The sequence below is a fragment of the Bacillus sp. AFS037270 genome, assembly GCF_002585305.1.
This window is the reverse complement of sequence record NZ_NUNF01000011.1, coordinates 1-20,295: the sequence shown is the minus strand read 5'-3', so window position 1 is coordinate 20,295 and position 20,295 is coordinate 1. Positions and strand designations below refer to the sequence as shown.

Below are 20,295 nucleotides of genomic sequence, written 5' to 3'. Positions count from 1 at the left end.
GCCATGCCCAGGGGCGCAAGGCTACAGACAAGCCGGCAGGAAGGTTGCTCTTTAACCTTCTTGACGGATTGGCTTAGACCTAAGAGCCCCTTGGCGCCGTCGCTAGATAGAATAAAGCTCCGTTTGAAAACGGAGCTTTTGAATAAATCTAACGGGATTATTTACTGCTATTTATGTAATTAACAGCATCACCAACTGTACTGATCTTTTCAGCATCATCGTCAGAAATTTCCATATCGAACTCATCTTCTAATTCCATTACTAGTTCAACTACGTCAAGGGAATCAGCGCCAAGATCATCTTTAAATGAAGCTTCAAGCTTAACTTGAGACTCATCAACACCTAAGCGGTCTACGATGATTTTTGTAACACGTTCTAATACCTCTGCCATGCTTGTTCACCTCCCCTCAAGCTATTATAGAGTATTTCAACAAAATAATACATAATCTTTTAGAAGAAATTTTTCACCTTGAGAATTGTTCAGGTCTAGCGCCCAGGACTAGTATACCTCGCCCATCTCCCTGCGATAAGTCAACACGAAAAATCTGTCGCTCTTCGTGCTGTCTAGCTACAGCGTCTAGAAGCACGGGGTCTTAAGCCTGTCTCCTCTGGGCAAGACGCTTCCACTTTTCCTTTTACATGACCATTCCGCCGTTAACGTGTAGCGTCTGGCCGGTAATATAGGATGAATCATCAGATGCGATAAAGGCGGTAATTTTGGCGATATCCTTTGGTTCGCCTAAACGAGCTAGAGGAATTTGCTTTAACATTTCTGCCTTTACTTCTTCCGATAATTGGTCTGTCATATCGGTGGTAATAAACCCAGGCGCAATCGCGTTTACCGTAATATTACGTGATGCCAGTTCTTTGGCAGTTGTTTTCGTTAAGCCGATAACACCAGCTTTTGCCGCCACATAGTTGGCTTGACCTGGATTTCCGCTTACACCTACAACAGAAGCAATATTAATGATGCGGCCAACACGCTGCTTCATCATTTGTCTAGTTACGGCTTTTGTACAAAGGAACACACCTTTTAGGTTGGTGTTGATGACATCATCCCATTCCTCTTCCTTCATTCTCATTAACAAATTATCGCGGGTAATCCCTGCATTATTAACAAGAATGTCTAGTCTTCCAAAACGGTCTACTGTCGCTTTCACCATTTCTGACACTGCTTCAGTATCGGCTACATTACATTTTACTGCAAAGGCATCTCGGCCAATAGCCTTAATTTCATCGACAACCTCATTTGCTTTTGCTTCACTGCCTGCAAAATTGACGGCCACATTGGCACCTTGTCTTGCCAGTTCCAGAGCAATTTCTCTGCCGATTCCCCGGGATGCTCCTGTTACAAGAGCAAATTTCCCTGCTAAAATCATAGTTTTTCCTCCTTTAAAGCGTCCAATACGTTTTGAGCGCTCGCTTCATCCGATACTGAATACGTTTTGACTGTCTTATCAATTTTTTTGATTAAGCCTGAAAGAACTTTCCCAGGTCCAATCTCAATAAATGTATCAACCCCAAGACTGATCATCTTTTCAACGGAGTCTTCCCATAATACCGGGGAGTATAGTTGTTCAATTAACTTATCCTTAATTTCTAAACTGGCACTAATTGGTTCGGCCGTAACGTTTGCGATTACAGGGATTTCGGCATTCTTCATTTCAAGACCATCTAGGACTTCACGCAATTGATTAGCTGCCGGTTTCATTAACGTAGAATGGAAAGGTCCGCTTACTTCTAAAGGCAGTACACGTTTTGCCCCCGCTTCTTTCGCTTTCACACCTGCAGCCTCTACACTTTCCCTTGATCCGGAAATGACAATCTGGCCCGGACAGTTTAAGTTGGCTAATGAAACTGGCATACCTGTTTCGCTGACCTCTTCTGTAACCTTTTGAAGCGCATCCCGATCTAACCCGAGAACAGCAGCCATGGAACCCTCACCATTTGGTACCGCATGCTCCATAAACTCTCCTCGTTTGCGGACGGCGTATACTCCATCTTCAAAAGATAGCACCCCGGCAGCAACCAAAGCTGTATATTCTCCTAAGCTGTGACCGGCAACAAAATCAGCCTTTACCCCGGATTGTTGAAAGAAGTCTAAGATGGCGATACTTGTTGTAAGCAATGCTGGCTGGGTATTATACGTCAAAGTCAACTCTTCTTTTGGACCTTCAAAAATCAGATTACTTAAAGGGACATTCAGTCTTTGATCAGCTTTTAAAAAATACTCCATAATTTCCGGATGTTTTTCCGCTAACTCTTTCCCCATTCCTACTGTTTGTGAACCTTGTCCTGGAAAAACAAAGGCTAGTTTACTCATTTCAACACCTCTATTGTTCTAATTTAACAGAATCAGATTCTGCTACTGCTTTTTGAATTAATTGGACTACATTGTTGCCCGCCATTTCCCTTGTCTGCCTGATTGCACTAAAGATCGCTTGGGCATTGGATGAGCCATGCGCCTTGATGACAGGTGCCTTTAAACCGAATAGGGCAGCACCGCCATACTCTGAATAGTCCATTTTATTTTTTAGCGCCATTAGGTTTGGCTTTAGGACTGCTGCTGCCAGTTTGCTTGTAAAGCTGCTCATCAATGCTGTTTTCAGCATTTTAAACATCGATAGAGCGGTCCCTTCAAGTGTTTTCAACACCATATTACCGGTGAATCCATCGGTCACCACGACGTCCGCAACACCGTCAAGTAAATCACGTGCCTCGACATTGCCGACAAAATTCAAATTCGTATTTTTTAATAAGGTAAACGTATTTTTTGTGAGCTCATTACCTTTCTTTTCTTCCGTTCCGATATTTAAGAGCCCTATTCTCGGCCGTTCAATACCTCTAACTTTTTCACTGTAAATCGAACCCATGATGGCATTTTGAACTAAATGTTCTGGTTTGGCATCGGCATTTGCACCAACATCCAGCAAAAGAAAGCCTTCTCCTCCAATGGTTGGCAATGTAGGCGCAAGGGCCGGTCTGTCAATCCCTTCAATTCGCCCTACAACAAATAGACCAGCAGCCATTAATGCACCCGTATTCCCAGCAGAAATGCAGGCGTCAGCTAACCCATCGGCCACTTGTTTAGCGGCTAACACCATGGAAGCATCTTTTTTTCGGCGAACCGCTCTAACTGGTTCATCGGTTCCAAGTATTATTTCAGTTGTATGTAAACAAGAAATTCTCTCGTGATTTGTTAGTGTTTCTTTGATTTTGTTTTCGTCCCCAACAAGGGTAATATGTATATCAGAAAAGGCCTGAACAGCCTTCATTGCACCTAATACAATTTCTTTTGGGGCATGATCTCCGCCCATGGCATCGATTGCTATTTTCATGTGTCTCATCCCCTTAATTATTTTTCGAACGGTACATTTCAAATTCTCCTGTAAAAACCAGTTCGTTATTGACAAAACTCTCTACTTCCACAAACGTTCTCCCGGTATCCTCTATTTTGGTTACCCTTGCTTTGGCAATTACCCGTTCATTTAGATTTACAGAACGTTTAAATTGAATATTCGCTTTGGCCGTTAAGGCTAATTCGTCATTAATGACAGCAACAGCAAGTGAATTCGCCTGAGCAAAAACGTGATGTCCGCGCGCAATATTATTACGCTTGAACACATGTTCTTTTTTTACATCAAAAATAGAGATGGCGTTTTGGTCTAGTTCAATATGTATAATTTCACCAATTACTTCTTCTAACGGTAAGGAACGAACTTCATCATCAAACCGTTTCTCGGCAACGTTTTTAATTCGTTCACGCAGTTCCGGTATGGATAACTCCAAGCGATCAAGACGGATGGTTTGAACACTCACTTGAAATTTTTCAGCTAAATCCTCATCCGTAATAAAAGGATTTTCTTTAATGGTAGAAGTTAATAATTGTTGGCGTTCTTTTTTGCTTCTTCTCATGATTTTCACACCGTCCGAGCTCTTATGACTAGGTACTATGAGTAGTATAAAATTTAAAAAGACAGATTGCAAGATTAAATTTAAAAGAAATGCGGAAGTGCCCGGCTTACTTCGAGTGAAATACGAGTCGCCGGGCACTGAATAGACGGTTTGGAAGGGATAGGAATTTTTACTATTTAATCTAGTTTTTCCCCTTCTAACACTCCTGATTCTTTTATTTTATTACGCAAATATTGATATTCTGGGTCTGTCCAAAAAAACTCTGAACTGATCAGCATGCTTGCATCACTTCTGGCTGTTTCAAGTGCCCGATAATCATGTACCATATCGGCTACCTTAAACTCCGGAACTCCACTTTGTTTTTTCCCAAAGAAGTCCCCAGGCCCTCTTAGCTCTAAATCCTTTTCACTTAATACAAACCCATCATTTGTTTCAGTCATAATCCGCATTCTTTCTTGGCCTACTTCAGATTTTGGACTTGCCAAAAGTACACAGTATGACTGAGCACTCCCACGTCCAACACGGCCACGCAGCTGATGCAACTGCGAAAGACCGAATCGCTCGGCATCATAAATGACCATCATGGTCGCATTAGGAACATTTACTCCCACCTCGACAACAGTTGTGGAAACAAGGACTTGTACTTCATTTTCACTAAATGCCTTCATCACCGAATCTTTTTCCTCTGATGATAGGCGGCCATGCATCAGCCCAACTTTAAAGCGGTTTTGAAAAAAATGACTTAACGTCGAATGAACATCAATCGCATTTTGCACATCAAGCTTCTCTGACTCCTCAATTAATGGACAAATCACATAGGCCTGATGTCCTTTCGTCAATTCCTTTTCAATAAACCCGAGGACCCGTTCTAGCATTTCCGGTTTTGCCCAATAGGTCTCAATTGATTTTCTTCCCGCGGGCATCTCATCAATGATCGACACATCCATTTCTCCAAAAACCGTAATGGCAAGTGTTCGAGGAATAGGAGTTGCTGTCATAAACAGAACATCTGGATTCTCGCCTTTTTCCCGCAAAATCCTTCGCTGCTCCACCCCAAAACGGTGCTGCTCATCTGTAATGACAAACCCGAGTTTGTTAAACGAAACCTCATCTTGGATGAGTGCATGGGTACCGATTAAGATATCGACCTTGCCTTCTTTTAACTCTTGGAGAATTTCACGTCTCTGTTTACCTTTAATCGAGCTTGTTAAAAGTTCGCATCTGACATGAACTGGTTCTAACATATTTTTTAAGGATTCTTCATGCTGCTCTGCTAAAATCTCTGTTGGTACCATTAAGGCCCCCTGATAGCCCGCTGTTACTGTTGCATAAAGCCCAATGGCAGCTACAACCGTTTTACCGGAACCTACATCTCCTTGGAGAAGACGATTCATATGGTAGGGTGATTTTAAATCTGCTAATATCTCATTAACAACCTTCTTTTGGGCATTTGTTAATGGGAATGGAAGACTATTGATTAGCTCCATTAATTTATCCAAGTCATATTTTTGCTTAATCCCTGGTGAATGCTCTCGTTCAAATTTCCTTAGTGCTTGCATTTTCAATTGAAACAATAGAAATTCTTCATATACAAAACGCCTTCTTGCTTGCTTAACTTCCTCTGGACTATTTGGAAAGTGCATGATTTTTAGTGCATCCCGTTTGCCCATTAGACGATATCTTTTCAAGAAAGTTTCCGGAAGAGTCTCTTCTATCTGCTGCCCATATTGTTGGAAAGCAAGGTGAATAAACTTCCTCATCCCTTTTGTTGTGACCTTACCTCTTAAGGAGTAGACAGGTTCATAGTCGGTTGACTTCGTGTTATATCCCATTTGCATTTCATTTGCAGTAATGGTTTGACGATGTGCATCCCATTTACCAGTGACAGTAATGGTTTCATTCATGTGGATTTTACTTTTTAAATAGGGCTGATTAAAGAAAACTACCTTTATCAGGTAAGACCCAACGAAAAGCCTAAGGGTCAACTTTGACTTCTTCCTGCCAAAATAGTTAAGAGAAGGCTCACTATGAACCTTCCCTTCCACTGTCACTTTCTCATCATGCTGCACTTCGGCCAGGTCTTTAAGCGAATAATCTTCATATCGGTAAGGAAAATATTCTAATAAATCACGGATTGTATAAATCCTCATTTCCGCAAAGGATTCTGCCGTTTCTTCCCCAATTCCTTTTAACGCGGTTATTGATTGATTAAGTTCTGAACTCACTTTTCTTTGAGCGGTATACCGAAGATCTTAGCCTCTAGTTCACGACCTGTCGGTGTAGCCGCCAACCCTCCCTGCGCTGTTTCTTTTAAGGCAGTCGGCATCGATTGGCCGATTCTATACATAGCATCAATTACTTCATCACATGGAATACGGCTTGTAATTCCAGCTAACGCCATATCCGCCGCCACCATGGCATTGGCTGCACCCATCGCATTCCGTTTCACACAAGGAACTTCCACAAGGCCGGCTACAGGATCACAGACCAATCCAAGCATGTTCTTTAAGGTAATGGCCATTGCCTCTGCACACTGATTTGGTGATCCGCCCGCCATTTCTACAATTGCTGCCGCTGCCATTCCTGCCGCGGAACCAACCTCTGCTTGACACCCCCCGGCTGCTCCTGAAATCGACGCATTATTAGCGACAACAAATCCAAATGCACCGGCGGTAAACAAAAATGCAATCATTTGTTCTCTAGTTGGATTGAGTTTCCTTTTCACAGCGAATAAGGTACCCGGTACAACTCCAGCTGAGCCTGCAGTTGGAGTTGCACAAATGGTTCCCATTGCTGCATTTACTTCATTTGTCGCAACCGCTTTACTTACTGCATCAAGAATGGTTTCACCTGACAAAAAATTCCCTTTTTCAATATATTTTTGTAGAAGGACAGCATCACCTCCGGTTAAACCTGAGTGTGAGGTTACTCCTTTTAAGCCTCTCTCCACTGCTTTCTCCATGACCGTTAAGTTCCGGTCCATAAAAGAAAGGACCTCTTCTCTAGTTCTGCCTGTAACCGTCACTTCTTGCTCAATCATGATCTCGGATATTTTTTTATTTTGGCTAATGGCCAATTCTACTAATTCAGCGACATTACGAAACACAAACCTTCCCCCTCTTGATGTCTAGCTGCAGCGCCTGTGGACTCAGGACCATAATCCCCTGGTCAAGGCGCTTCCTCTTTTCGTATCATTCTACAATTTTTGTTACTTTTAATATGTTAGGAAGCTGTTCGAGTTCTGTAAGAATCTTGTTATCGATATTTTGATCTACTTCGATCGTCATAAGGGCCATCTTGCCAACATCTTTGCGGGCGACTTCCATATGGCCGATATTCAGTTCATATTTGGCAAGAATTTGAGCCACACTGGCTATCGCTCCAAAACGGTCATTATGAACAACTAAAATGGCTGGATGATTTCCTGAAAGCTTTAATTCAAAGCCATTTAGCTCAATAATTTCAATTTTCCCGCCGCCGATTGAGATCCCTACCAATTCCAACTCACCATTTTGATCTCCAATAATGATTCTTGCTGTGTTTGGGTGATCTGTAATTGCATCTTCTTCAATAAAACGAAGTTTCATTCCTTTTTGTTTTGCGAGATCGATCGCATGAATAATTCTTGTATCATCTGTATCAAAATCTAGTAAGCCGCCTACAATGGCTACATCTGTACCATGTCCTTTATAAGTTTTAGCAAATGAGCCATATAAAGAAATATTAGCCCATTTGGGTTCTCTGCCAAATAAGCTTCTAGCCACTCTTCCGATTCTCGCTGCCCCAGCTGTATGAGAACTAGATGGTCCAATCATAACTGGACCAATGATATCGAACACACTTCTATATTTCATTAGGTCTCTCTCCTTAGTGTAGTTCTATCTTTATATTACGGTATCCAGGAGGAAATTTGTTTAAAAATTTTTAGACACAAAAAAGAAGGGAATGACAAAGTCCCCCTTCTATTTTAGCTGTTTCTTATTCAATTGAAAAGATATATGAATATAATGGTTGTCCACCATCATGAATTTCAATTTCTACATCTTCATAATTTTCCTCAACGAACGAAGTTAGTTTCGCTACTTCTTCCTCTGTTACATCTTCACCGTAGATAATGGTAAGAATTTCAGAGTCCTCATCAAGCATCTTAGATAATAGGTCTTCAGACACTTTCCCTTTATCTTTGTTTTTTACGACAATTTTCCCCTCTGAGATTCCCATGAAATCGTCTTTTTCAATTTCTAAGCCATCAATAGAGGTATCACGAACAGCAAATGTGATTTGCCCGGATTTGACATGATTTAATGCTTCCTTCATGGCCGCTTCATTCTCATCAACGGCTGCAGAAGGGGTAAAGGCTAAGAGAGCCGATAAACCTTGCGGTACTGTCTTAGAAGGAATGACATAAATTTCTTCATCGGCAACATCCTTTGCTTGTTCAGCCGCCATGATGATGTTTTTGTTGTTTGGCAAAATGAATACCTTTTTCGCATGGACATCTTTAACCGCTTTCACGATATCCTCTGTACTCGGGTTCATCGTTTGCCCGCCTTCGATGACAGCATGTGCTCCAATGCTCTGGAATAACTCCGCAATTCCTGAGCCCATTGATACTGTAACGATGCCATATTCCTGCGTTTCTTTTATTGCCTGGCTAGCTTCAGATTTCGCTGCCACATGTGTTTCACCAACAATATTTGTATGTTGCTGACGCATGTTTTCAATTTTCATGTTAATCAAATTACCATACCGCTGACCATAGGTTAACACTTCACCTGGCTGTTCCGAATGGATGTGGACTTTAACGACATCTTCATCGGCAATTACCAATAAGGAATCACCATATTTACTTAAATCATTGCGGAAGGTAACTTCATCAAACGGATGTTTTGCCACCTTCTCCTGCTCAAAACGAACCATGAATTCGGTACAATAACCAAACACAATATCTTCCGTGTTAATGTGTCCTTGAATACTTTTATGGTGTTCTGCACTAACTAACTCCGACATGGAAGGAATCAAGTCCGATGATTCTGGCAGACTTTCGCCCTTTAATTGTGCTAGGAAGCCTTCATATACAAAAACAAGTCCTTGTCCGCCGCTATCAACAACGCCTACTTCCTTTAAGACAGGAAGCAAATCTGGTGTGCGCTTAAGGGATGCCTTCGCTTCTTTTAAAACTTCTTCCATAATATAGATAATATCTTCTGACTTTTGAGCTGCCGCAACGGCACCCTTAGCCGAATCTTTTGCAACTGTTAAAATAGTCCCCTCGACAGGCTTCATAACAGCCTTATAAGCTGTTTCTACACCTGATTCTAAGGCATGAGCAAAATCACTTCCAGAAATGACGGCTTTAGACTCCACTGCCTTTGAGAAGCCACGGAATAATTGCGAGAGAATAACCCCGGAATTTCCACGTGCTCCCATTAACAAACCTTTTGAAAGAGCTGCTCCTACTTTACCAATATGTTCCTGACTATTATTTTTTACTTCCTTTGCACCGGAGGTCATCGATAAATTCATATTAGTACCGGTATCACCATCGGGGACCGGAAAAACGTTTAATGCATCAACCATTTTGGCGTTTGCAGACAAATGATTGGCACCCTGGATCACCATCTCGGCGAAACGTTTTCCATCTAATGCAGTTATTGACACAAACTTTCCTCCTCACTACGGGTTCGTAACACGAACTCCCTGAACGTAAATATTAACCGAGTCAACGGCAAGTCCAACTGTCTGATCGAGGGTGTATTTAACCTTTGATTGCACGTTGTGGGCAATTTCGGAAATTTTCGTTCCATAGCTGACAATAATGTACATATCAATATGTAATGCCTCGTTTTCTTGGCGTACAATCACACCACGAGTAAAGTTTTCTTTACGTAGTATTTCCGTGATTCCATCTTTAATTTGGTTTTTAGAGGCCATTCCGACGATTCCGTAGCATTCAATTGCTGCTCCTCCGGCAATTGTTGCAATTACTTCATTTGAAATATCAATTTGTCCGTACTTTGTTTTTAATTCAATGGACATGAATCGTTCCCCCTTTGGATAATTGCTCTTTGACTAAAGTCATTTTACTATAGTCAATCAAATAATGAAAGCCATACTTGTCTGATACAATAACAGCCTTTAACAAATACCTATGTCAAGGATTTTTTCTTGAAAGGTTTGTACACAACTATTGCAATCAATTTGGTTGTGTGATAAATTATTAAGGTATCTCAAGTCTAGAAAATTTTTATACAATTTTCTATATCCAAATGAACATCTAATAGATGCTGTTCTAAGCTTTTGGTAGTTAAGGAGGGAAATCATAATGCCACGTAAATGTGTAGTAACTGGAAAGAAAACAACAACTGGTAACGCACGTTCACACGCTATGAACGCTAACAAGCGTACATGGGGTGCTAACCTACAAAAAGTACGTATTCTTGTTGACGGAAAGCCTAAGCGTGTTTGGGTTTCTGCAAGAGCGTTAAGATCTGGTAAAGTAGAACGCGTATAAAGCATGCGAGCATCCATTTATTGGATGCTTTTTCTTTTGACAAAATTGTTCTCGATCATTCTTGAACAAAAAAGAACATTTTAAAACTATGCATTTTAGTATTACCTAAAATGCAAATAAAAAGCACCCAATCAGAAGGGTGCCCATGAATTTAAAAGGTCTGTTTCTATTCGCCTTTTTTAAATGCTCCAATCATTGCCCGGACAAGTCCGCCTAAGAATTTCGGCAGTTTAATTGTATAAAATTTCATACTGTCCCTCCTCACAAATCTACCACAGCTTATTTTAAAGCCACTTTTTCCGCACGCCCCTACATAGTATTCAAACGAACGAAATCAGTACCAAAAACTTAAAGCGAAGGCGCCTTGACCAGGGGCGACAAGCATAAGACGAGCCTTCAAGAAGGTTGCTTTTTACCTTCTTGATGGATTGGCTTAGACCCAAGAGCCCCTAGGCGCCGCAGCTAGGCATTAGTCTAATTTCAAAGGGCAGTACTTAAATAGTTACTAAACATTTAATCGTTACTTCTTATCACTATTAATATGCCTTTGGAAAATGAAAAAGTACCATAATCACTAATAAGTTCATTACTAATACATAGTGTGGAACCAAGGTAGATATGACGGTTTTTAAGCGGAAATTTAAAGCCTTCAAGCGTGAGATCAGTAACATCAAGGGTTAGAGGGACAAACGAAATATATTTTTTTGAAGCCATTTTTTTAATTTTATAGTGTCCCGCCTCTTTTAAGAAAACAATGTTTTTTTCATCAACTAAGTAAACATTGACAGGGTTATTTGCTTTAATCGGATTCAGCAGCAATTGGACATTTGCGAGCAAATGATCAAGCCTTCCGCCAGTGGCGCCAAACAGATGGATACTTTCGGGTTTTTGTTCAAGGGCCCAATTGAGGGCAAGCTCCATATCGGTTTCATCTTTTTCAGGTTTATATCTTTTTATGCCGGTTACTTGATGTTCAATGACTGATAACTCTTCTTCACTAACAGAATCAAAATCTCCAAATGCTTTTTCCGGGATAATGTTTCGGTTAAGCAGGTGAAAAACCCCCCTGTCAACCCCTACCCAGATTGTCTCATCTCCTTGATAACTGCTTAAATCAGGCAGTAACTCTTCTGGTCCCCCTGCAAGTATATTGATAATCATCAAACATTCCCCTTTACATAAGAAAAGCGCAAGCGCCTTGGTCAGCCCCGATATAGGGCGACTTGTCGACTGGCCAGCGAAAGCAGGGTCAAAGACTAGTCGCCCTTAATGCGTACAGAAAGCGATAGCNNGACAATTCTCAAAGTCAATTACCTTATCTATTTAAAAGAAAAAGCCAGCTTTGTAAGCCTGGCTTTACCCTCTTAGTTGTGAAATGGCCTGCTTATAGTCCTTTTGATTGTAGACAGCAGAACCAGCCACAAGAACAGTGGCACCCGCTTCGATGCATTGTCTTGCCGTTTCTGGATTGACACCGCCATCAATCTCAATCTCAACTGACAGCCCTTTTTGCTCCGCCATTTCCTTAACCTTTCTTATTTTCGGAAGTACTTCAGGTATAAAGGTTTGCCCCCCAAAGCCTGGATTAACTGACATTAATAACACCATATCAATGTCCCCGATAATATGTTGTATTGACTCGACAGGAGTGGCTGGGTTCAGGACGACACCAGCCTTAACCCCAAATGATTTGATATTTTGAATTGTCCGGTGCAGATGGCGGCACGCCTCGACATGCACAGTAATAAAATTTGCTCCAGCCTTAGCAAAAGCCTCAATATAGTGATCGGGATTTTCGATCATCAAATGGACATCCAGCGGCAGCTTGGTAACTGGCCGAACAGCCTCTACAATAAGCGGGCCAATCGTTATATTTGGTACAAAGTGGCCATCCATCACATCAATATGGATATAATCCGCTCCCGCTTGATCAACTGCAATAATTTCTTCCCCCAACTTTGAAAAATCGGCTGAAAGTATAGAAGGTGCTATTTTCACCATGTTAATACCTCGGCTTTCTATCTTTAATTTCCTGCAAAAAATCCTCGTAATGCTTATACCGATAGGACGGAATTTCACCTGATTCAACAGCTGCCTTTACCCCGCATTTTGGCTCATTCACATGCAGGCAGCCACGGAATTTACAATTTTCACTCGCTCTTTGAATCTCTGGAAAGCAAGAAGCTAAGTCTTCTACTTCAATATTATTGAACTCTAACGAACTAAAACCTGGAGTATCAGCAATGAGTCCATTTCCAACCTTAATAAGCTCAACATGTCTAGTCGTATGTTTACCTCTACCAAGGTGTGAAGAAATATCATTTGTTTTTAATTCTAGATCAGGCCTTAACACGTTCAACAATGATGATTTCCCGACACCTGATTGCCCGGCAAAGACCGAAATCTTGTTTTCGATATGCGGATTTAGCAGTTCAATTCCTACTTCTGTTTCAGATGAGGTTAGAATTACCTCATATCCTGCAGCCCTATATTGGTCTGCATATTCAACAATCTTCTCATTTTCTTCTTTATTGGTGAGGTCCATCTTGGTAATACAGATTAATGGTTCTATTACGTTAAACTCCACCAAGACAAGAAAACGATCTAAAAGCACGGTGCTAAAATCTGGCTCGACCGCTGAAAAGACAAGGATTGCTTGTTCCACATTGGCAATCGGCGGACGAACCAATTCATTTTTACGTTCTTTTACTTCTAAAATATAACCTTCTAAGTCATTTTCAGCTTGAAAAACAACTTCATCACCAACCAGCGGGGTGATCTTGTTCTTCCTAAAAACGCCACGGCCGCGGCATTGAATTAGTTTGTCATCATGAAGAACATAATAAAAACCGCTTAACGCTTTGACAATTTTTCCTTCAGGCATAGCTACACTCCTTGCCCTTTTACTTACCAAATAATTAATTTCTTCCTTTAAAATCTACACGAATTTTATCCATCTTATTCTGGATCAGAGTAATACTAATTATTCTGTCGTTGTGTCAGTCGCTGTGTCCGTAGTTGTACCAGTATTGGTTTCTGAAGTTGTTACTGGTGTTGATTCAGATGTAGTTTCTGAATCTACATCTGAATAGTTTTTATTTTCATCGATAATCACCTTGTTATCACGAATGACTTTGTAACCGGCCTTCTTGCCATAGGGAATCATTAATTTAATTTGCTTTTTCGTATTTTCCGTAATATAAAAGGTATCTGCAGGTTCAGTCATACTGTGGTTCATATCCTCGATTAAAATGTTCACAAGTTGTTTCTGGCCTGGCTCTCCTAGTACAGCTGGCTCATATGGAATGGCTAACTCAATAATCACTTCTTTAGGCGGCTTATCTTCTTTCCCCTTTGATATGACTACCTTAACTTTGTCACCTTTTTCTAATTCAGTCCCTGGGGCTGGATTCTGCGAAATTACCATACCAGCAGGAACATTTTCATCATATTTTTCCTCTGAAGCATCTATGGTTAGACCTACCAAAGAAGCATAGTCTTGGGCCATTTTTAAATTGTATTGGGTTAAATCTTTTAAAATAATTTTTTCCGGCCCTTTACTGACTTCAAACTCGAGGTCTGTTTCTTCAGGAACGACCTTTTCTCCGGCGGATCGATTTTGACTGAGAATGGTTCCAGGTTCACTGTCATCGTTTTTTTCGATTTTCTGGATATCTTTAAATCCCTGATCTTCTAGTAAACGACTAACATCATCATAATCCCGCCCGACATAATCGGACAATTCATATTTTTCTTTACCCGTACTAACATAGATAGTTATTTTTGAATTTTCTTTTACAGAACTACCGCTTTCAGGGACGGTTTTTATTACATTACCTTCTTTGACATTTTCATCAGAAATTTCAACTTGATTACCAGCTGCTAATCCTTTTAACTTGAGTTTGGAAATAGCATCATCTAAGGTCATACCGCTTAAGTCCGGTACCTTTACATCTTTAGGAGCTAACAAACTTGGTAAAAAGGTAAAAGTTAATATAGCAAGAATGACTAGAACTAAAAAAGTAGATATTAAAACAATCGGCCACTTTTTCCGCTTTTTTGTGTTTGTTTTTCCTTTATTTGACGTATCTTTCTGGTTATTCGCTGTTTTTTCATTACTATGGACCATTGTTTCATCCAAACTTTTCAAGGGTTGGTGATTTGTGATCACTGGAATTGCTTTTGTAGCATCATCATCGACTGGAATGGTAAACTTCAGTTCATCCATTCGCTCTGGATCAAGGGCCGTACGCAGATCGTCCTCCATTTCATCTACACTATTATAACGATGAAAGGGGTCCTTTGCGGTAGCCTTTAAGACAATATTCTCAACACTTTGCGGGATGTTTGGATTCCATCTTCTGACAGAAGGGGTTTCCGACTGAAGGTGCTTAAGAGCAATCGACACCGCTGACTCCCCCGAAAATGGCAGCCTGCCTGTCAATAGTTCAAACATGACGATCCCTAGTGAATATATATCGGACTTCCCGTTGGCCATGCCACCTCGTGCTTGTTCAGGTGATAAGTAATGCACGGAACCTAAGACGGAATTAGTCTGCGTGATACTCGTTGCACTAAGTGCCATCGCAATACCAAAATCCGTGATTTTCACGTTACCTTCGTGGTCTACCAAAATGTTATGCGGTTTTATATCACGATGGATAATATGGTTTTGATGGGCATGCGAGATAGCTGACGTAAGCTGTCTCATGATTCCAATGGAATCCTCCACTCGAAGTGGTGAATTTTGTTGTATGTATTGTTTCAACGTCTGACCATCTACAAATTCCATCACAATATAATAAAGATCATTTTCTTCGCCAACGTCGTAGATACTTACAATATTTGGATGTGCAAGACTTGTTGCTGATTGTGCTTCCCGGCGGAATCGGCGGATAAATTCTTCATCATTGGCAAAATCCAGTCGAAGCATTTTCACCGCAACATCTCGGTCAAGGATCATATCATGGGCCAAGTAGACATTGGCCATGCCTCCTCCGCCAATCATATCCAATATTTTATAGCGGCCACTTAATCTTTTTCCAATCAACATCTAAACATCATCCTCGCGTGTTTCAGAAAACTCGACAATAGCCAGTGTAATGTTATCCTCTCCGCCATTTTCATTTGCAAGTAAGATAAGGGTGTCTGCTTTTTGTTGTAAATTTCCATCATTTTGCAATAATTCCATCATCTCTGCTTCATTGACTTTATTGGATAAACCATCGGAACAAAGTAAAAGGATGTCTCCTTCTTCAAAAATGATTGTCTTGATATCCATTTCGACTGTTTTTTCCGTCCCTAATGCCCGCAATAAAACATTCTTCCGTGGATGATGTTCGGCATCCTCTTTTGATATTTGTCCGGATCTAACGAGTTCATTAACAAGGGAATGATCTTCGGTAATCTGTTTAAAGCCGGATTCGTTTAGCAAATAACCTCTGCTGTCACCAATATTGGCAATTGTAGCAAAAGTGTCCGTGGTAATGGCAGCAACAATCGTTGTCCCCATCCCGTCACATTCAGTGTTATTGGTTGCATGGTCCAATAATAATAGATTGACTTTCTTAATTTGCTCTTTAAGCCAGCTCTCAGCATCACCGGCCGTATTTATCCCATTTGCTGATTCCCATTCTGTTTTTAAAGCACTGATTGTCATCTCACTTGCTACGTCACCAGCACGGTGACCGCCCATCCCATCGGCAACAATGGCGAGGCGGAAACCGTCCCTATTTCTAAATACACCACCGGCATCTTCATTATGAAGACGCACTCTCCCTCTATCTGTTTGAAATACGGCTTTCATCCCTTCACCTCGTCTCTTCCTTCCGCTCCTTTGCACGAAGTTGTCCACATGCTGCAGCAATATCTGACCCCTGCTCTCGGCGGATAGTTACATTAACACCTAAGTTTTTCAATGTTTTTTCAAAAGCAAAAATTTTATCCCTTGGTGTACGAACATAATCCCTTTCTGGTACATAGTTAACAGGAATTAAATTCACGTGACATTTTAGCCCTTTTAAGAGGGCTGCTAATTCTTCAGCGTGTTCTGTTGAATCATTTACACCACCAAAAAGGCCGTATTCAAAACTAATACGTCGACCTGTCTTATCGATATAATACCGTACTGCTTTCATTAAGTCATCAAGTTTATATGCCTTATTAATTGGCATTAATCTAGAACGAAGTTCGGTATTTGGTGCATGAAGTGAAATGGCAAAATTAATTTGCGTATTTTCATCTGCAAATTGATAGATTTTTGGAACGATTCCACTGGTCGAAACGGTAATATGGCGCGCCCCAATATTCAATGATTTATCGTGATTGATAATTTTTAAAAAGGCTAACATGTTGTCGTAATTATCAAACGGCTCGCCTATCCCCATGATCACCACAGAGTCTACCCGCTCATCAGTTTCATCCAAAGCTTGTTGTACCTTGACAACTTGAGCAACAATTTCTCCTGCTTCTAGGTGTCTTTTTAACCCACCGAGAGTCGAGGCACAGAAGGTACAGCCAATTCGGCAGCCTACCTGTGTGGTGACGCAAACTGAATTCCCATAATCATGTCTCATAAGCACCGTTTCAATTGAGTAGCCATCATGAAGCTCAAATAAGAATTTAATAGTTCCATCTGCAGAAGTTTGCTGGATAATCGTATTCAATGTGGTAATCTGAAAATGTTCATCTAGTTTTTCCCGCAGGCCCTTTGATAAATTGTTCATATCTTCAAAAGAGGTAATTCTTTTTTTATAGAGCCAATCGAAAATTTGCTCGGCACGGAATGACTTTTCACCATTCTCTGACAGCCAGTTTTTTAATTCTTCCAGCTGAAGGGAGTAGATTGACTTTTTCTTAATGTCCATTGTTGTTTTTGTCTCAGTTGTATTTAATTGTTCCAACTGTTACACCTACTTTCTATTGTCTGGCTCGAGCGCCAAGGCTCTTACGATTTTCTTAAAACGGCAATATAAAACCCATCGGAGCCAATATCCTGAGGGAAAATTTGCAAATCAAAACCTGTAATTAATGGTTGAATGGCTTCTGGCATCCTGCTTTTAAAAGTGATATCACCCTCGAACTCCGGATGATTCTCTAAAAATGCCTTAACTGTATGTTCATTTTCCGCTTTATCTACTGTACAAGTACTATAGACAAGAATACCGCCTTTTTTTAGGAGCGGGGTAACCGACTCTAATAGGTTTTGCTGGATGTTGCTTAAACGTTCTATGTCTTGTTCAGTTTTGGTATATTTCATGTCAGGCTTTCTTCTCATTACCCCAAGTCCGGAACAAGGCGCATCGAGAAGTATTCGGTCGAATGATTCAAACTTGAACTTTTCCTGTAAATGTCTAGAATCTGCAACACTTGTAATGATATTTGATAACCCTAATCGCTTGGCATTATCATTGATTAATCTTACTTTGTGCTGATGAAGGTCAACCGATATCACTTCACCCGTATTATTCATTTTTTCAGCAATATGGGTACTTTTCCCGCCCGGCGCTGCACATGCATCGAGAATATATTCATCTTCCATTGCACCCAATGCATAAGCAGCCAGCATTGAACTTTCGTCTTGGATGGTGAACATTCCATAATTAAAGGATATCGTCGAAGCTAAATTCCCTTTTAATGACCTGATTGCTTCTGGGATAATTGGACTTTTCTCAATTTGAAATCCATCCTCTTCTAATAGGGAAACACATTCATCTCTAGAAATTTTGGTAAGATTAACTCTCGCCGTTTGCATTGGTGCAGTTAAATTAATTTCACACATTTCTTTCGTTTTATCATACCCAAATTGGTTAACCCATCTTGTAACAAGCCATACCGGGTGGCTGGTTTCAAGTGCTAATCTTTCGATTGGGTCGGCCACATCATTTAAGGATGGGAGCCCCTGCCGCTGGATATTTCTTAGCACGCCATTCACCAAACTGGCAATCCCTTTATGCCCGCGTTCTTTGGCAATTTCTACGGCTTCAAAAATAGCAGCCCGATCTGGTATCCGATCGAGATAAACCATTTGATATAGCGTTAATCTAAGTAGATGATGGATCCAATTGGCTAATTTTTTATTATCTTTGATGAAAGGATGTAAGTAGAAGTCTAGGGCCATTCGTCTTTGCAATGTTCCATACGTTAGTTCTGTTAATAATCCGACATCTACTGCCGACAATTGGTTTTTTTCAATTGTGCTGTTAAGAAGTAAATTGCTATAGGATTGGTTTTTCTCAATGGTCACTAAAAGATCCATTGCGATTGCACGTACATTTTTTTTCGTAGAGGTCATCTTATTCTCCTAGCTTACTGCTCAATGTAATTTTTGAACCAGCACCTCTTAAAAATTGTTCACTTTGCATTTTGGTTTTACCTGAAGGCTGTAATTCAATAATTTTAATTGCTGTTTCATTTCCAGTTCCAACCGTGAAGCCATCTGATTCTATTTTTAAAATCGTCCCGGGTTCCCCCTTTAAACCAGCGACTTTTTCGGACTGCCAAATCTTTAAAACCTGACCCTCCATGGTCGTAAACGCAACTGGCCATGGGTTTAACCCGCGGATATGGTTATAAATTTCCTCTCCCGCTTTCTCCCAATCAATCTTTTCCTGTTCCCGTTTAATGTTAGTGGCAAATGTAGCTTCTTCCTCGTTTTGGGGCTTGGGGGTAAGACGACCTGCCAATAAAAGAGGCAGAGTTTCTGATAACAGTTCAGCCCCAGCTGTACTTAACTTTTCAAAAAGTGTACCAACATTATCATTTTCACTAATCGGTACTTCTACGCTAGTTAAGATATCACCAGCATCTAATTTTTCGACCATATACATAATGGTGACACCCGTTTTCTTTTTTCCTTGAATGATCGCATAATGTATTGGTGCACCGCCGCGAAGTTCAGGTAACAAGGAAGCATGAACATTGATGCAGCCGAATTTTGGAGCATCTAACAGCTTCTTAGGTAAAATTTGCCCAAAAGCAGCTGTTATAATTAAATCTGGTTTTAATGCTAAAATTTTGGCAAGCTCCTCTTCTTGGCGGATCTTTTCTGGTTGATAGACTGGGATACCGTGTTTGACTGCCTCAACCTTTACAGGGGGAGGAGTTAACACTTTCTTTCGCCCTACTGGCCGGTCAGGCTGGGTTACTACACCTATCACCTCATAACCATCTTTAATGATTTGCTGTAAAACAGGCACTGAAAAATCCGGGGTACCCATAAAAACAATTTTGGTCATTCACTTTCTACTCCTTTTAACTCTTCTTCCTCAAGATATCTTGAAACTTTTGTGGTAAATAGAATACCGTCAAGATGGTCGATTTCATGTTGAACTGCTCTGGCTAAGAAACCTTCGGCCTCAAGCGTATACTCTCTTCCTTTTCGGTCAAAAGCTTCAATCTTCACATAATTAGGCCGTGTAACCTCGCCATATAGTCCGGGAAAGCTGAGACAGCCTTCCGGGTCCGTTTGTTCTCCTGATGTTTCAATAACGCGCGGGTTAATCATTTCAATCGTGCCGTGTTCATCATCTATATCCACAATCGCTATCCTGGCGTCAAGTCCAATTTGCGGGGCAGCAAGTCCAACCCCATCAAATTCAATCATCGTATCATACATATCATCTAAGATACGTGCTAATTTTTTATCAAAACTCACTACTGCTTTGCAAGATTTCTCTAGTATATCAGCAGGGTGAATCACTATTTTTCTAATTGCCAATTTTGTTCCTCCAATATGCCCAAGCTTTTAGCTGTATATTTTATATTATTAATCTTCGAGAAATGTCCCGCTGAAGCGTCAAGGCGCTTCCGCTTTTCGGTTTGTCTAGCTGCATCGCCTAGGGGCTCGGGTCATAAGCCAATCCGTC

At 40.8% G+C, this 20,295-nt stretch carries 21 protein-coding genes; 1 reads left to right on the top strand and 20 read right to left on the bottom strand.

The window, feature by feature from the left end; genetic code table 11:
- Positions 1-157: 157 nt before the first annotated feature.
- From acpP to COD92_RS05290, 10 genes are all read right to left on the bottom strand, one after another.
- A complete protein-coding gene (gene acpP, locus COD92_RS05335; RefSeq protein WP_098528750.1) occupies positions 158-391 on the bottom strand; it encodes an acyl carrier protein in 234 nt (77 codons plus the stop codon).
- Positions 392-635: 244 nt separating this feature from the next.
- Positions 636-1,379, bottom strand: coding sequence for a 3-oxoacyl-[acyl-carrier-protein] reductase (gene fabG / locus COD92_RS05330; protein WP_098528752.1), 744 nt, complete (start codon positions 1,377-1,379; stop codon positions 636-638).
- Positions 1,376-2,323: an ACP S-malonyltransferase gene (gene fabD / locus COD92_RS05325; RefSeq protein WP_098528754.1), complete on the bottom strand. Its 948-nt coding sequence runs from the start codon at positions 2,321-2,323 to the stop codon at positions 1,376-1,378. Before fabD ends, fabG begins: the two co-directional genes overlap by 4 nt.
- A 10-nt stretch (positions 2,324-2,333) precedes the next feature.
- Positions 2,334-3,338 (bottom strand): phosphate acyltransferase PlsX, encoded by a 1,005-nt coding sequence (plsX, locus tag COD92_RS05320; protein WP_098528756.1) that lies wholly within the window; start codon positions 3,336-3,338, stop codon positions 2,334-2,336.
- Between the two features lie 13 nt (positions 3,339-3,351).
- Complete coding sequence (fapR, locus tag COD92_RS05315) at positions 3,352-3,915, bottom strand: transcription factor FapR (protein ID WP_098528758.1); 564 nt, start codon at positions 3,913-3,915, stop codon at positions 3,352-3,354.
- A gap of 176 nt (positions 3,916-4,091) precedes the next feature.
- Positions 4,092-6,140, bottom strand: a complete 2,049-nt coding sequence (recG, locus tag COD92_RS05310; protein ID WP_098528759.1) for an ATP-dependent DNA helicase RecG — start codon at positions 6,138-6,140, stop codon at positions 4,092-4,094.
- Positions 6,137-7,021, bottom strand: coding sequence for an L-serine ammonia-lyase, iron-sulfur-dependent, subunit alpha (gene sdaAA / locus COD92_RS05305; RefSeq protein ID WP_098528761.1), 885 nt, complete (start codon positions 7,019-7,021; stop codon positions 6,137-6,139). The genes recG and sdaAA overlap by 4 nt, the downstream gene beginning before the upstream one ends.
- 85 nt (positions 7,022-7,106) lie before the next feature.
- Positions 7,107-7,769, bottom strand: coding sequence for an L-serine ammonia-lyase, iron-sulfur-dependent subunit beta (gene sdaAB, locus COD92_RS05300; RefSeq protein WP_098528763.1), 663 nt, complete (start codon positions 7,767-7,769; stop codon positions 7,107-7,109).
- Positions 7,770-7,893: 124 nt separating this feature from the next.
- Positions 7,894-9,576: a DAK2 domain-containing protein gene (locus tag COD92_RS05295; protein WP_098528765.1), complete on the bottom strand. Its 1,683-nt coding sequence runs from the start codon at positions 9,574-9,576 to the stop codon at positions 7,894-7,896.
- Between the two features lie 15 nt (positions 9,577-9,591).
- Positions 9,592-9,954 (bottom strand): Asp23/Gls24 family envelope stress response protein, encoded by a 363-nt coding sequence (locus COD92_RS05290; RefSeq protein ID WP_098528767.1) that lies wholly within the window; start codon positions 9,952-9,954, stop codon positions 9,592-9,594.
- 286 nt (positions 9,955-10,240) lie between these two features.
- On the opposite strand from COD92_RS05290, the gene rpmB reads away from it, so the two are divergent.
- The gene (gene rpmB, locus COD92_RS05285) at positions 10,241-10,429 is read left to right on the top strand and encodes a 50S ribosomal protein L28 (protein WP_007087786.1); all 189 of its coding nucleotides are present in this window, start codon (positions 10,241-10,243) and stop codon (positions 10,427-10,429) included.
- Between the two features lie 166 nt (positions 10,430-10,595).
- Here the strand turns inward: rpmB and spoVM are convergent, their stop codons facing one another.
- The 10 genes from spoVM to def all read right to left on the bottom strand — a co-directional run bounded on the left by spoVM (position 10,596) and on the right by def (position 20,147).
- The gene (gene spoVM, locus COD92_RS05280) at positions 10,596-10,679 is read right to left on the bottom strand and encodes a stage V sporulation protein SpoVM (protein ID WP_098528769.1); all 84 of its coding nucleotides are present in this window, start codon (positions 10,677-10,679) and stop codon (positions 10,596-10,598) included.
- 263 nt (positions 10,680-10,942) lie between these two features.
- Positions 10,943-11,590 (bottom strand): thiamine diphosphokinase, encoded by a 648-nt coding sequence (locus COD92_RS05275; protein ID WP_098528771.1) that lies wholly within the window; start codon positions 11,588-11,590, stop codon positions 10,943-10,945.
- Positions 11,591-11,785: 195 nt separating this feature from the next.
- On the bottom strand, positions 11,786-12,430 hold the full coding sequence (gene rpe, locus COD92_RS05270; protein WP_098528773.1) for a ribulose-phosphate 3-epimerase: 645 nt from the start codon (positions 12,428-12,430) through the stop codon (positions 11,786-11,788).
- A gap of 1 nt (position 12,431) precedes the next feature.
- Positions 12,432-13,313 carry a ribosome small subunit-dependent GTPase A gene (rsgA, locus tag COD92_RS05265; RefSeq protein ID WP_098528775.1) on the bottom strand — a complete coding sequence of 294 codons (882 nt, stop codon included), beginning with the start codon at positions 13,311-13,313 and terminating at the stop codon, positions 12,432-12,434.
- A 99-nt stretch (positions 13,314-13,412) separates the two neighbouring features.
- Positions 13,413-15,482, bottom strand: a complete 2,070-nt coding sequence (gene pknB, locus COD92_RS05260) for a Stk1 family PASTA domain-containing Ser/Thr kinase (protein ID WP_098528777.1) — start codon at positions 15,480-15,482, stop codon at positions 13,413-13,415.
- Entirely contained in the window at positions 15,483-16,235 is a 753-nt protein-coding gene (locus COD92_RS05255; RefSeq protein WP_098528779.1) for a Stp1/IreP family PP2C-type Ser/Thr phosphatase, read from the bottom strand.
- A gap of 4 nt (positions 16,236-16,239) precedes the next feature.
- Positions 16,240-17,331, bottom strand: a complete 1,092-nt coding sequence (rlmN, locus tag COD92_RS05250; protein ID WP_098528781.1) for a dual-specificity RNA methyltransferase RlmN — start codon at positions 17,329-17,331, stop codon at positions 16,240-16,242.
- A gap of 44 nt (positions 17,332-17,375) precedes the next feature.
- On the bottom strand, positions 17,376-18,722 hold the full coding sequence (gene rsmB / locus COD92_RS05245) for a 16S rRNA (cytosine(967)-C(5))-methyltransferase RsmB (protein WP_098528783.1): 1,347 nt from the start codon (positions 18,720-18,722) through the stop codon (positions 17,376-17,378).
- Position 18,723: 1 nt separating this feature from the next.
- Entirely contained in the window at positions 18,724-19,665 is a 942-nt protein-coding gene (fmt, locus tag COD92_RS05240) for a methionyl-tRNA formyltransferase (protein ID WP_098528785.1), read from the bottom strand.
- On the bottom strand, positions 19,662-20,147 hold the full coding sequence (gene def, locus COD92_RS05235) for a peptide deformylase (protein ID WP_098528787.1): 486 nt from the start codon (positions 20,145-20,147) through the stop codon (positions 19,662-19,664). The genes fmt and def overlap by 4 nt, the downstream gene beginning before the upstream one ends.
- Positions 20,148-20,295: the final 148 nt, after the last annotated feature.